Source organism: Aquitalea sp. LB_tupeE (assembly GCF_013391415.1).
Taxonomy (GTDB): Bacteria; Pseudomonadota; Gammaproteobacteria; order Burkholderiales; family Chromobacteriaceae; genus Aquitalea.
Genome location: NZ_JACAXB010000031.1, coordinates 22,655 through 36,199, shown reverse-complemented (window position 1 = coordinate 36,199; position 13,545 = coordinate 22,655). Strand labels below are relative to the sequence as shown.

The following is a 13,545-nucleotide window of genomic DNA, read 5'->3' as shown; positions in this document are numbered from 1 at the left end:
CCAGCAGGCACGCAGCGGATAGCCACCAACACGCAGCGCCCTCGATGGAAGCGCGTCTCCCCTGCTAGCAGGCTTGCAACAGGGCCGAACTTTCCCCGCCGGGCAATCTCCAATCACGCCATCCACCCATCAGGCCCTGCCGTATAATGAGCCGCCCGCCAGCGCCTGCCAGCACAGCAAGCCCGGCGGGCTACAAAACCAAGGAGTACCCACCCGCATGTGGAACAGATTCACCAACCTGGGCGACCTCGCCGTCATGCTGCCGTTGGCCGTCACCATTGCCGTCTGGCTGGCTGCCCAGAAGCACTTCTCCAGCAGCCTGCGCTGGCTACTGGCCTTCGGCAGCGCCGGGCTGCTGGTCGCCATCAGCAAAATCGCCTTCATTGGCTGGGGCATAGGCAGCCGCGATTTCGACTTTACCGGCATCAGCGGCCACACCATGCTGGCCACCGCCACCCTGCCGGTACTGCTATTCCTGCTCAGCCGCGCCTGGCTACCCCGCTACAGCACCATGGCACTGGCTATCGGCTGGCTGGGCGGCGCAGCTATTGGCTACTCACGGCTGGAAGTCCATGCCCATTCCTTATCAGAAGTGGTACTGGGTTTTGCCTGTGGTTTGCTGGCCAGCAGCTGGTTTGCCAGCAAAACAGCGGAGCGCTATAGCCCGAAGGCGGCGTGGTACTTACTAGGCCTTGCACTTATCGTGTTTAACCTGCAATTTGGCAACAAGGCTCCGGGGCAGGACTTAATAACCAGACTGGCATTAATTTTGTCCAGCCATGACATCCCATACACAAGGGGTTCTTATTAGCAATACAATTTTGATAAAAGTTGACAAAACAAAAATACAAGATAGAAAATAAGTAAAGTGTGCAATAACCTAGCATATATTTAAGCACAAATTCAAAATGACATTGTCTTTTTAAACACATAAATAGAAAATTTTCGGTGCAACTTAACTCTAACAAAACTAATTCTATAAACGTGATTATGGAACAAAAATGATTCCTAAAATTATTCACCAAACATCGAAAGAATTTACTTGGGAAGAAAGGAAACTAACAAGCAGGTCAAAAAAAATAATGCCAGATTTCGAATTCAAGTTATGGTCCGATGAAGAAAATCTGAATTTGGTAAATAAGCATTTCCCTCAATACCTCCAAGCTTACCAAAATGCATGGCACGGTGTTATCAGGGCTGATATCGCGCGCTGCCTATACCTTCATGAGTTTGGCGGAATTTATTGCGACACAGACTATAAATTCTTCAAACCAATAGATAACGATTTTCTTGCAGAAAATTGCATCCTGGGGATTGAAGAAGAATTTGACAAAGGACTTAATACAACAAAATATGGCAACGCATTTATGGCATCCGAAAAAGGATTTCATTTATGGTTACCATTTGTCAAAAGTGCATTCGAACGACTGCAAAATGGAGAAAAGAACATTCTCTTCATTGCAGGCCCACACGCACTAAGCATCTACCTTAAGAATAACAATCAATATAATCAACAAATCAAACCATATCAGCAAAGCTCGATTTATCCTGACTTTAAATACTTAAAAACCAGTTTCCATAAAACAGATAAAACAATAGGAGGTCACCTCTGCTGGGGTGGCTGGAGAAACAAACCATTTTTTTCTCAGCTAAAATGTCGGGCCAGGCGGCTTATATCCTCAATAGTTTAAGTAAGAAACACACCATACTCAAAAATAGCATGGTAGTAATGACACCTTTCGATAGTAAATATTTTATCAACAAAAAAGAAAGTTGCACATTTTACGTGTTTGCACATTAAATACATATTAACTATGCGACATAAAGAAATAGATGGCATTCGCGGATGGGCAGCCTTGCTGGTCGTCGCGTTTCACTTATTCCAGGAGACATTGGGAATTATTTTCCCAATTTTTCATAGTGCCTGGTTTAATTTTATATTCGATGGCCATCTCATGGTTCTAATATTCTTTATTTTATCCGGCGATGCGTTGTCAATATCATTTTTTTCAACTTCGAAACCAAATGGAACAGTAAGAATACTACTTTCCCGCTACCTGCGCCTTACCTTCCCGATCCTAATATCCTGCCTTTTAACCTACCTACTAATGACAGTTCATTTAACATACAATATTCAGGCCAGTAGAATTGTACAAAGAGAGGACTGGCTAGGATCATTCTTAAATTTCGACCCCAGCTTTATTAACTTTGCCAAATACTCTCTTGCAGATGTATACTTTAATCACAGGACAGAAAATTCATACAATCCATTCCTGTGGACAATGTCAGTTGAAATGCTTGGTTCTATTATTATCTTCCTTAACATATTCATACTACCACACACAAAATATAATTTTAAAATAATAATAACTCAAATAATATTCTTTTGGATTTCAGCTCCGTACCTATCTTTATTTATAGCCGGTTTTTTCTTTGGAAATTTAAGGCAAAATAACTATTTTGAACATCTCAAAAAAAGCAAAAAAAATTGGATCTTTACAGTGTCATTCATAGTGTTGGCAATATTCATATCCTATGCAAGAAGTTTAAAAGGAGGGATAGAGCTGCATGGACACGTACTACATTTCAGTGGCATAGCAGACTTTGAGCAACTAAATGTTTTATGGGCTATTGCGTTTACATTTCTTTGCTACTCAAGCAACACATTACTACACTTCTTCAAGTCCACACTATCCCAATTCTTAGGGAAAATATCATTTCCAATTTACATTATACAATTTCCAATTATAGCCTCATTTACTTGCGCTGGAATACTTTACGCTCACCAAAATGGATTGAGTGATAAATTTTACCTAGTAATTTCATTCATTTCGCTTCTTATTTACGTTGTGATTTCACTACTATTCAAAAAAGTTGAAAACATATATCTTAATAAATTAAATACATATACGACTAAACTTTTGAAAGAAGATGCAGTATGAAGTTTACAATTACAATATAAATTCAACACTTTTACATTGAACGGGCTTTGTTCCACAAATCAGGGCTTTCGCCTGTCCGGTAGAATGACAGCTTGAGCAAGTCCCTTCCATCCAACTACCAAACCAACAAGTGGCAGACCTAGAAGCAACAAGGACAACTCTTTCACTGGCCCGACATAAGGACGAGCTGCAGGCTGCGACCACCGGCAAAACGGAGCGACAGCCAACTTTCGCAGATGCTGCAATCCAGTTCTGTCTCACCATCAATTGCCCATTCGGCCTGGTGCTACACCAGACCACGGGCATGATTGTGAGCATCTTGCGCAAAGCAGGACTTGACTAGACCATCCCCAACTTAAGCACAATTTCCCGCTGTCAGAAGGACCTGCAAATGCGCATTCCGGTACAAAAAAAGTTGCCTACATCTGCTGGTGGACAGCTCGAGAGTCAAGATAATGAGCAAAGGCGAGTGGAAAGTGGAAAAGCATGGCTCTGATTAGCGCCACCAGTGGCGCAAGCTATACCGGTGAATTGATGCGCAAACGCTCGAAATCCAGGCAATCGAAGTTACCGATAATCGTACCGATGATGCGCCATGATGTTGTCGGAGTTGCTGTCCCAGATTCCAGAGGTACAAGAACTGGCGGCAGTGAAGACGGTTGGGGCGCATGACACACGTCTGCGACACACAGCGATAGCAGCGCGTGGGGCTGCGAACATCATTCCACCACGGCGAAACGGCCGATTCTGGAATGGGAGTTCACTGAACAATCAGACTTGCAATGAGTCACTACGCTCGGTGAAATATCTAGGCGCACGCTCAAAAAAAGTGGAGTGGCTACCATCGTCACAGCTTGGTCGAACGAAGATTCACTACTTCAAAATACTTCCAGACCGGGTTAAGTCACGGGACTTCGACCGGCAGGTCGCGGAGTTTCAAATCCGTGCAGTGTTCTTTAGCTCTTTACAACCTTGGGCACGCCGAAAACTGTCCTCATGGGATAATGCCGCCTGAGGATTGAGATAGCTCGGCTTTCAGCTAATTTCTACAACAAGGCCACTTGAGAGTAAGAGCGTGCTCATGCCTTCATTCTACCGGACAAAAAGCCCATTCAGTCTGAATAGTTTGGTGAAATTTTACGCATCATAGCCTTAACAATACCGAAAGACTCATTCAGATCATTACGCGCGACAAAAAACAGCGAAACCATATATACAAAAACACAAAGAACAACAGAAATTAACAGCTGAACAAAGGGACTGAAACCTCCGAAGAAAGGTGACCCAAGCGAACCTGCCAAGTACATTATTGAAGCTGAAAATCCAGCTGGAACCAGCGCAAATAAAACAATCAAATAATCAACTCTAGACAAACGCGCCAACAAAAACAGATAAATTGGGAATGTTAAAAGATAAGGCAATGCGAATGCTGCTGCAAAGTGAATCGGTAACTTGTACTCATAAATCATATAAGAAAATGCAACTATAAATAGCACATTAAGCAGAGAGATATAAAAACTCCACAGTGGTCTTTGTTTTACAACAAAAACATTATCACAAAACAAAGACAATGTAATAGCCATCCCACCAAGAGATAACCACGAAAGAGCAGAAGCAGACGACTCCCACTTGGCACCAAATGCCAAGTGTATTAGCTGATTAGAATACAAGGAAACACCCGCATAAACAGGTAGGGAAATCATTGCAAGAATACGAACAACCTTGACAATAGCCTGCTTAAATCTAGCCTCATCCTCCTGAGTTTCAGCAAGAACTGAGAAAGTTACAGGCTTCAGCGGATCAGCAAGGGCAAGCTGCACTGCGAGCCGTATTCGTTTTGCAACACTAAAATAGCCAGCAACAGGCGCCCCGTAAAACCAGGAGACAAGAACCACATCACAGTTTGTAGTAATTGAATACAAAATAGTATTCGGTGCCATTCTACATAGGGTCTTTACAATATCGCTAGCTGTCGAACGGCAAAATTGGAAACTCGGCTTCCACGGAGTAACTAACCAAAGCAACGATAACGAGACAAAAGAACCCACAAGTTGTTGTGCCACTAGTGAATAAACACCAAAACCTCGCACAGCAAACACCAAACCGACAATACCACCAACAATAGAACCGGAAATTCCACGTAAAGCCATGGATTTTGTAAGAAAATTGCGAGTCAGCCAAGCCTCATGGGTGCGTGAAAGTCCCATAAAAAAAAGAACAAAACACATGGGTCTTAATACAGCAATCAATCCAGGCGCGTTCAAAATCAACGCAATCAGTGGCGCAGAGAAATAAACCACAGCAGCAGCACCGAGACTGATTAACATGGACAGCCAAAATGTTGTTGTATACACCAGGTCATTATGCTTTGGTAGTCTCATTGCAACAATTGTTACATTGTAAACCAGAACACTTTGAAGGCTAAGAACAACCAAAAATGAAAGTGTTATTAAGCCAAAGTCATGCGGACTGACATAATGTGCCATAACAATAAATATACAAAATGAAATAAGCTGAACACCAACAGACTCAATAGTGTTCCACATACCACTATTTGCAGCTTTTACGGCAAGTTCCATCAATCCGATCCAGAGAAGTTTAATAAATTAAAGTGCAGTGTCAGAAAATTCATCTGGATTTAGAATCCGCAACAGTACTTCACTCCACGTCAGGATATTTTCATCACCAACATGCTTAGCTGACAATCCATTAGAAACAGCATTTTTAATTGAAGCAGCATCGTCTGGTTCATAACCAAAACGTAGGGACTTACCTCCTTCGACAACGGTAGGACAGATTGCTGGCAAGCCATAAAAACCATATTGCATGAGCTTCATTGAAGTATCTGTTAAATACGGAGCAACCATATCCGCCTGATAAGGCGCAACACCTGCATCGGCATACTTGATATAGGGTAATGTATCCGCAAACGGCATCTCACCGTAAACAGTCACATTGGGAAATTCGCTTAAGGCTTCAGCACGTGGCCCACCACCAATAATATGAAACTGCACATCAGGGAAGGCAGGCGCAGCTATCTGGAAAAAACCGGGGTCAAACAACATGTTACCGACGGAAACAATATTTTTTCCCGCCTTATACGGAGAACCTTTGTCCGTTGCCAGTGCCTGCTTTTCAATACCATGTGGAATAAAATGAACCTTGTCCGACAACGGGAATTCCGATTTGAGTATTCTGGAAGGGATACGAATTCCATCATATGATGGATAATCACGCTGTAATGCACGTACAGCAAAAGCCGGCGTATTGATAGCCCACAAAGGGTCGGAACAGATATAAATGACTTTGACGGATGGATTCAGTTTTTTGATAAGTGGAAAAAATATTTCCGGGCCACCAGATTCTAAAATGATTACCGATGACTCACACACCCACTGTTTGAAAATCTCTGGCGCGGATGCCAGGTAAAGCTTGAAAAACAGATTCATGGCCGGCTCTAACAACGGTGAACTACGCACCGGATGCAGCAGTGTTTTCCATAAATAACAATCGACACCGTCGATATTTTCAACCTGATTTGCGCGATTCCACAAAACCAGGCGCTGATCTTTTTTCAGCTTGGCCAGATGACTGAATGAACTGGAAAAAAACCGTGTGGGTCCTAACTTTGCCATTTCTTCGGCAATAAAATGGACATTTGCTTTGCGTTTGGAACGATAATCGTGACGAGAAATCATCAAGAAGGAAGAAGATGGCATGGTTTTCATTCAAGAGTCTGGCAAATTTTGGGGAAAGTACTTGCACTGCAGGAGTTCTCAGCAACAAATGGCTATTCATAACGCTGATGATAAATAGCACAGCCTGTTCATTAAACCCAAGAAATAACTACCAATTTTAACAGTAAGTCAGGACATGGAATAGTATGGTCAAGTGATATTGACCATTTAAAATTAAAGGAAAACAGAAAAGCCAACCTTCGTAAAATTAACTCCAGACATTTATAAGAATTTTTTATAAAACTCACCAAGAAATGATAAGAATTTCAAACAAGCCTCCACTACATGCTCACAGTCGGCAGCATATCTAGCCATGTAAAGCGCAAGCAATCACACAGTCAACAAAGGCCCAGAAATGTCATTGTGTTGCAAAACAGTTGCATTGCAACAAAAAATTGCTATCAGCAAATTTATCATGCCAATGATTCATCAATAAGATCAAACAATGGCAAGGCAGCATCGTCAAATGCTATTTTCAAACAAAGAAAACGGCGAACCAACAACAACTTATTGATAAAAACACCACAATTAAACATACTTTTTTACCATTTCTTACAAGTCATCTATTGTTCTTAGCTATTTTCTATTACCACTACTTGTGTATGCACCCACTTCTTCATACCATGCGCTACCATACTTGTTGCGCTTTACAACTGTTTAAAAGTATTAAGCAACAAATCGCAGACTCTTTGGCAAGCCGTTGTTTCTAAATATAAAAAATGCTCCAATCATCGCAGTGGTTATAAACATTTCCTTACAAGACAAGCAAGACCATCTCCGCTAAATTACGGCTTGGCACCCTAGAGGCGTCACGGGAACATCCATACATGCAGTTTAACCATGACAGCAATCAAGCAGTCAGCCGCATTTGCGGATGGTAAGCACACAACCAAGGAAACATTATGGCCACACTGAAAATCGCGCTGGCAAGCACGCTCCTGGCTATGGGACTGGCTGCGGGCAATGCAAATGCAGCACTCAGCTTTTCGACCGACATCAGCAACAGCAGCAGTTTTTCGAACAGCACCAGCTTCAGTATCAACAATACGAGCAAAGTTTCTGCCGTTAGCACCTTGATAGGCAGCCCGCTGTTCGACGACAGCTACCTCAAAGATGTTACCGTCAGCCTGGTAGCACTTAGCAATAATGCCGTCCTGGCCACCAAGACTGTCAGCTTTGCTAACGGTGCAACTACTTTCTTTTCACAAATCGATTTCAGCAAGCTGCTGCTGACCAAAGGTAACTATTCCTTGAACTTCAGTGGTGACAGCTACACACCGTTTAACGGCACACTCACCCAGAACATTTATGTTGCCGCAGTACCCGAACCCGAATCCATTGCCATGATGGGCTTGGGCCTGGGTGCTTTGTTGCTGCGTCTGAAGCGCAAGAAAGCAGGCAACGCCGCCATGATGCCTGCCTGATTCAATCTTGCTGTCAAAAAAAACAGGGCCAACAACGTTGGCCCTGTTTTTTTGCAAGTCCGGCTTGCCCTAACACCGGGGAAAGCACATTTGCACTTTCCCACCGGCTCCACCTAGTATTTGTACTGCAGCTGTAACGATAGCATTCTGTCAACAAATGCAAAGCCATCCAGATTCGATTTTCTGTTCTGCCGACTCACACTGGTATCCATGGACAGTTTATTGGTGAATGCATACAGCCAGCCAGCCGAAAATTCGTTTAGTGTGTCATAACGGGTGGAATTGGAGAAATTGTCGTATGTCCGCGCCGTATGCTGACCAGACAAACGCATGGTTATCTTCTCGGTCATCAGCCAGTTAGACTGCAATCTAATACCACGTTCGTAATTTGGGTTGCGGTCATCGTTAAACACGCCCGGATGAGAAATCCAGAAACTGCCTATAAAAGACAACTTGCTAGTGGGTTGCCAGCTGAACCCGGCATTGATGTCTTCACCACTAACCTGAGATACGGCACCACGGCGCTTGGTATGATCCATGCCCAGTGAAACTGCAGATTTTTCGGTAATTTGCCAGGTAATATCACCACCCAGCGTCTGATAGTCGTAACCCAGCCTGCTAGCTAGGCTTAATGAATCATCCCTTAGGTAATCCCGCCGGCCATCAATGAAATAGAGCCTGACCGAGGAGTTTCTAGCAGTTTGATACTTGAAACTAGCCGTCAGATTATCATCATCATAATCCAGCAGCTTTTGTGACTCCATGCTGTTACGCTGGCTATCTACCCCGGCTGCCAGTTCGAAAGAATAATTCTTATCAATCAAATAACCAGCAGCAGCCTTGCCACCGTAAGCAGTGAGAAAGTTTTTTTGCGGCAGTGTGGATTGGTCAATCAAGGTATGATCGTAATGGCCGGACAACTGAGTATAAATTTTTCCGTCACCATAAATACCATTCCAATTGGCATTGCTGTGCAAATCCGTATGATTCAGATCATCCCGGTGCGTATAAAACTGACGCTCCGCACTCCCCTGTACCGATAAATTCTGCTGGCTGAATTTGTTAGCATAGCCAGCAGTTACTCCAACACTCTTTATCTGATCGGACTGTGCGGACTCGGCACGCTGTAAATTACTATCCCATACGTCTTTAACATAAGGTGAAAAAACATAGGGCGTGTCAGGAACAGCATTATTGGAAGAATTCCCAACATCAGCCAAAACCGGTGTAGATATAAAAACAAGGCTTGCAAATGCAGCACAGCCAAACACGGAATGATTATTCACCGAATCACCTCAACCGGAAACAGTCGCATTTTTTGCGAAAAACGGAACCGCATATTTCGACAACCTGGACTTCACTAACCTGCACAGTGGCATTTCTATATAGATAGAAAAAATAACCGGCAGCACAATGCAGAGAATAGCACAGATAGCAAACATGGTAACTGTATTACTATTAGCTACAATTTTTAAAAAGAAATAAATCACAACATCATGCAAGAGATAAATACTAAAACTAGCCGCACCAATCACTTTCAAAATACGACCGGAAAAGATAGCCTCTGACGTACGGGTTGAATGTGAAATCAAGAAAATGCTTAATCCAATCAGAAATGCAAAGTCAAGCCTATTATAAAACATCAAGTAATTCACACCACTATGGTATACATACAAAAAAACCAAAGGAATACACGTTGCTTGCAAGATTCCAATCAATAATTTGTACTTTTTCAACAATTCTGGCTTTAGATTAAACGCACCAAAACAAGAACCAACAAGAAAAAGATGCAATTTTGAAGAAAGAAGAAGTCCAGGGGAAACCACCCTGAAACAAATCATGACAATTGAAACCAAGACAAATAAAATCATGAAAACAAATCTTCCGCTCAAAAATGCTGAAAAAGCAAACCAGAAGAAAACAAAAAAAACATAATATTGAACTTCAGGTGAGATAGACCAGAAAACACTGACTGATCCGCCAAAGAAAATATGTCTTAGCAAATTATGCGCATCCATTGAATATACGAAATCTGGAAGTATCGTATTGGAAAGCACATAACTAAAGAAAACGATCAACCAGTATGCAGGAGCAATCCGGGAGAAACGTGCAATCGTATAGGAGACAACATTCTTTCGATTCCAATGCCGTGAAAAATACAGATGAGACATTAAAAAGCCGCTGAGTGTAAAAAAAACGCCAACCCCGAACTCACTAAACGGTAAAGATATTAAAATAGAAAGCACTGGAAATGAAAGAGCAAGATGAGTAATCACCACAAAAATGCAAGCAATCGCTCGAATACCATTTAGCGGAGCAACACCATGATCTGAACTAGTTTTCAGAAATAAATACGACATTGGTTTACCCCAAACACTTGATAAGATTACAACCAGCCAATACTACAAGCTGTCAAATTAATAATGTAAGTATTAAAATACAAAGCTCAGCAAGTTCGAATATGTACGACTAACAATTAATGCTTACCAGCTATTCAATTGCTAAATATTTTTTTGCTTATAACACTTATAAAGGAAAAAAATTATTTCCAGCGAATATCGACGCAGCAACCTCTTCGGCTCCTGGCATAAACGAAATAACCACTCACCGCGCAAGTTCCTTACCCACACGGGGGCTCGCTTCACTTTCCCAGCCATGAAATCCAGCAACGCACCTACAGCAAATACCACCCGTACTTGCAGTTTTTCCCGGTTATCAAGTATCCATTGCTCCTGGCGAGGATTACCCATTGCCACCAGCAATACATCTACCTGCAGGCTATTGATACGCTGGATTAATGCATCCTGGTCTGCCATGCCGGAAAATCCATCACAGCAGCCAACAACATCATGCATACCCATTGATTCAATTTTCTGACCGGCCTGTTCTGCAATGCCGGGTTCGGCACCCAGCAGGAAAATCCTGTACGGCTTACTGGCATGGGACAGGAAATACGGCAGGAAATCGGTACCATTCAGATTATGTGGAAATACCGGCTTCCCCAACATGCGGCAGGCAATATTCAGCGCCACACCATCATTCAGCAGCAACACACGGTCGTCAGCCAGTGCTTGCTTTATATCTGTGCATTTGACAACGGAATTGGCATTGGCAAAAAATACATTTTGCGGCCGGCCTGCATCAGCGTGCATGCGCTGCTCAATAAAGCTGACTGCTTGTTGCGGAGTGGGTGAATAGATATCAAAGCCCGCCAGCCTCTGACAAAACCATTGCTGTGCTTTCAAGTCTGCTGTATTCATACTTTATTAATCTTCTATACTGGTACTGCATCAATCACCAAGATATTTGCGGAGCACAGTCATCTGTACAGTATCGATACCGGACTGCGGCTGTACGCTAAACGGATAATTACTGCCTATCCATCTGCCTGCTGTCCAGTAAGCCCAGCCTTGCCATACTGACTTGTCTTTAACGCCATCCAGCATGACACGCAAATCAGTCAGGCAATCCTCATTAGCAGCAACACCAAATTCACCAAGAAACAGTTTTTGCCGGTGTTCTCGCGCCCATTGCGTCAGGCTTGCAAATACCTTCTTTAAACGCTCAGGTTCCACACAAGTCGAATGTGTGCCGGACGAATCGGCATCGGCATATTGGTGTACCTCCAGTACCATCCGGCCTAGTGGGTCGCGAATATTCGCCAAGGCAAGCGCATTCACTGCACCGCCGCTACCGGCAAACCAGTCATGTACGCCACTCCAGCGCCCTCCAGGCACCAATACCAGATTACTAACCCCGGCAGTTCTTAGGGTTTGCAGTACGCGGTTGGCAATCAGTGCCCACTGATCTACCGGTACAACATGTGGCTCGTTCATCAAACCAAACGCCACATATTTATCGTCTTTGAAATAGGCAGCCGTTCTGCGCCAAAAGTCGACAAATGCAGTTACCGGTATTTGCTCTGTTCCAATAGCACTCCCGCGGTAACTACCATAATTATGTACATCCAGCACAATACATAGGCCATATTTTCTAGCCGTCTCCACCACCTGCTGGATATGCTTCATTTCCTGTTGGTTCAACGGGCTATTCAGCTCCGGCTGCATTCGTTCCCACAGTACCGGCAATCGGATAGCTGTTGCTCCCGCATTAGCAAAATAAGCCAGATCCTGCTCGGCCGGATAGACATATTCCTTGAACAATATTCCTGGGACCTTACTGCTATTGTACTCAGCCCCGGACAGGTTCACGCCCTTAAGATTCGACGACGAACAATCCGCAAATACAGGCGAAATCATCAATGACAGCAAAACAGCAGATAAAAATCTCAACATGAAATTGCCCTCATCAACGAATAACAGCATCGTAGATAGACTGGTATCTCTGTGCAGCCGATTGCCAGCCATAACGTACCGAGAATTGCATCAGTGCTGCACGCTGTGCGGCATAGTTCTGGGCATGGTGCGCATGGGTCTTGAGAATGGCCTGGCTATCTTGCTGACTATCCTGTGTACACATCAACACCATGCCGGACTCACGCTCCAGACGCTTGAAGGGAGGAATGCCGGACAAGATAGGTAGCAGGCCTGCACTCATGGCTTCAATCGGAGCCATGCCGAAACCCTCATGCTCCGACAGACAGATAAAATAACTGGCACGGCCAATGGCTTCGGCAAGAGCCCCATCAGAGGGATTGGCAATAATGCTGACCTGCTCTGCCACAGCAAAATCAATGGCTTTTTGCTGTAACTGCTGCTGTGTGTAATCGTATTCTCGACCAGCAATAATCAATTTCCATTCCGGATCTTGCTTCAGCAAGCGGGCAAAGAGTGCAAGAGTCGGCTCAAGGCCTTTATTGGCAGACCAGCGACCAAAATAAATCATGGTCTTGCACACCTGCCCTGCTGCACGGCCAGCGTATTTCTCTACATTCACGCCATTCTCGATGACATGCAGGCGATCTGGAGGTGTAATCCGGGAAAATATCTGGCCATCATTTTCGCTGGTACCAATAATGGCATCATAAGCTCTGACCGAACAGCGCGTGATGGAGTTGAAGTATATTTTTTTTAGTCGGCTGGCAAACTGCGTATGGAAAAAGCCACCGTGTGTAGATAACAACAACGGCTTTTTATGCAAAAACCGTGTCAGCGCCAGATAATCAAAAAAGAAATCAACGCCATGTACATGTACAACATCAGCAGCATCCAACTGGCTGAGCACCGAGCATGCTATCGGGTAGCGGTCTGACCCCCGGTACGGGATTCTGCTTATTTTAATACCATCCAGTTCCCCGCTCGTTTCCAGTCGTCCTGAATCGCCACGGAACAAACGATCCAGCGTAACAATACGCGGATTGTGATTACCGGTGTTTTTTTGATGAAAAGCAATATTTCTGACAACATCTTCCATCCCACCCATGGATGGATAGTACTGACGCACAATATGGACAATGTTCAGATTTTTATTAGACATGGAATA

At 43.8% G+C, this 13,545-nt stretch carries 11 protein-coding genes and 1 pseudogene; 5 read left to right on the top strand and 7 right to left on the bottom strand.

The window, feature by feature from the left end; all coding sequences use genetic code 11:
* Positions 1 to 217: 217 nt before the first annotated feature.
* The 4 genes and pseudogenes from HWX34_RS16070 to HWX34_RS16055 all read left to right on the top strand — a co-directional run bounded on the left by HWX34_RS16070 (position 218) and on the right by HWX34_RS16055 (position 3,947).
* Entirely contained in the window at positions 218 to 811 is a 594-nt protein-coding gene (locus tag HWX34_RS16070; protein ID WP_178973191.1) for a phosphatase PAP2 family protein, read from the top strand.
* 190 nt (positions 812 to 1,001) lie between these two features.
* Positions 1,002 to 1,691, top strand: a complete 690-nt coding sequence (locus HWX34_RS16065) for a glycosyltransferase family 32 protein (protein ID WP_178973190.1) — start codon at positions 1,002 to 1,004, stop codon at positions 1,689 to 1,691.
* Between the two features lie 123 nt (positions 1,692 to 1,814).
* Positions 1,815 to 2,942, top strand: a complete 1,128-nt coding sequence (locus HWX34_RS16060) for an acyltransferase (protein ID WP_178973189.1) — start codon at positions 1,815 to 1,817, stop codon at positions 2,940 to 2,942.
* A 92-nt stretch (positions 2,943 to 3,034) separates the two neighbouring features.
* A pseudogene (locus tag HWX34_RS16055) lies at positions 3,035 to 3,947 on the top strand (IS5 family transposase).
* Positions 3,948 to 4,054: 107 nt separating this feature from the next.
* On the opposite strand, the gene HWX34_RS16050 reads toward HWX34_RS16055, so the two are convergent.
* The gene (locus HWX34_RS16050) at positions 4,055 to 5,521 is read right to left on the bottom strand and encodes an oligosaccharide flippase family protein (protein WP_178973188.1); all 1,467 of its coding nucleotides are present in this window, start codon (positions 5,519 to 5,521) and stop codon (positions 4,055 to 4,057) included.
* A 27-nt stretch (positions 5,522 to 5,548) separates the two neighbouring features.
* Positions 5,549 to 6,661, bottom strand: coding sequence for a glycosyltransferase (locus tag HWX34_RS16045; protein WP_178973187.1), 1,113 nt, complete (start codon positions 6,659 to 6,661; stop codon positions 5,549 to 5,551).
* A gap of 920 nt (positions 6,662 to 7,581) precedes the next feature.
* On the opposite strand from HWX34_RS16045, the gene HWX34_RS16040 reads away from it, so the two are divergent.
* Positions 7,582 to 8,103, top strand: a complete 522-nt coding sequence (locus HWX34_RS16040) for an FxDxF family PEP-CTERM protein (RefSeq protein ID WP_178973186.1) — start codon at positions 7,582 to 7,584, stop codon at positions 8,101 to 8,103.
* Between the two features lie 113 nt (positions 8,104 to 8,216).
* Here HWX34_RS16040 and HWX34_RS16035 read toward each other — a convergent pair whose 3' ends face one another.
* The 5 genes from HWX34_RS16035 to HWX34_RS16015 form a co-directional block, all read right to left on the bottom strand.
* Entirely contained in the window at positions 8,217 to 9,389 is a 1,173-nt protein-coding gene (locus tag HWX34_RS16035) for a hypothetical protein (RefSeq protein WP_178973185.1), read from the bottom strand.
* A 9-nt stretch (positions 9,390 to 9,398) separates the two neighbouring features.
* Positions 9,399 to 10,463, bottom strand: a complete 1,065-nt coding sequence (locus tag HWX34_RS16030; RefSeq protein ID WP_178973184.1) for an acyltransferase — start codon at positions 10,461 to 10,463, stop codon at positions 9,399 to 9,401.
* A gap of 141 nt (positions 10,464 to 10,604) precedes the next feature.
* A complete protein-coding gene (locus tag HWX34_RS16025) occupies positions 10,605 to 11,363 on the bottom strand; it encodes a WecB/TagA/CpsF family glycosyltransferase (RefSeq protein WP_178973183.1) in 759 nt (252 codons plus the stop codon).
* 30 nt (positions 11,364 to 11,393) lie between these two features.
* The gene (locus tag HWX34_RS16020) at positions 11,394 to 12,428 is read right to left on the bottom strand and encodes a glycoside hydrolase family 5 protein (RefSeq protein ID WP_178973182.1); all 1,035 of its coding nucleotides are present in this window, start codon (positions 12,426 to 12,428) and stop codon (positions 11,394 to 11,396) included.
* Positions 12,412 to 13,539 carry a glycosyltransferase family 4 protein gene (locus HWX34_RS16015; protein ID WP_178973181.1) on the bottom strand — a complete coding sequence of 376 codons (1,128 nt, stop codon included), beginning with the start codon at positions 13,537 to 13,539 and terminating at the stop codon, positions 12,412 to 12,414. The genes HWX34_RS16020 and HWX34_RS16015 overlap by 17 nt, the downstream gene beginning before the upstream one ends.
* Positions 13,540 to 13,545 lie beyond the last annotated feature (6 nt).

Excerpts from the sequence above, each read along its gene's own strand:
- HWX34_RS16070 (WP_178973191.1), top strand. The coding sequence starts at position 218 with ATGTGGAACAGATTCACCAACCTGGGCGACCTCGCCGTCATGCTGCCG.
- HWX34_RS16065 (WP_178973190.1), top strand. The coding sequence starts at position 1,002 with ATGATTCCTAAAATTATTCACCAAACATCGAAAGAATTTACTTGGGAA.
- HWX34_RS16060 (WP_178973189.1), top strand. The coding sequence starts at position 1,815 with ATGCGACATAAAGAAATAGATGGCATTCGCGGATGGGCAGCCTTGCTG.
- HWX34_RS16050 (WP_178973188.1), bottom strand. The coding sequence starts at position 5,521 with ATGGAACTTGCCGTAAAAGCTGCAAATAGTGGTATGTGGAACACTATT.
- HWX34_RS16045 (WP_178973187.1), bottom strand. The coding sequence starts at position 6,661 with ATGCCATCTTCTTCCTTCTTGATGATTTCTCGTCACGATTATCGTTCC.
- HWX34_RS16040 (WP_178973186.1), top strand. The coding sequence starts at position 7,582 with ATGGCCACACTGAAAATCGCGCTGGCAAGCACGCTCCTGGCTATGGGA.
- HWX34_RS16030 (WP_178973184.1), bottom strand. The coding sequence starts at position 10,463 with ATGTCGTATTTATTTCTGAAAACTAGTTCAGATCATGGTGTTGCTCCG.
- HWX34_RS16025 (WP_178973183.1), bottom strand. The coding sequence starts at position 11,363 with ATGAATACAGCAGACTTGAAAGCACAGCAATGGTTTTGTCAGAGGCTG.
- HWX34_RS16020 (WP_178973182.1), bottom strand. The coding sequence starts at position 12,428 with ATGCTGTTATTCGTTGATGAGGGCAATTTCATGTTGAGATTTTTATCT.
- HWX34_RS16015 (WP_178973181.1), bottom strand. The coding sequence starts at position 13,539 with ATGTCTAATAAAAATCTGAACATTGTCCATATTGTGCGTCAGTACTAT.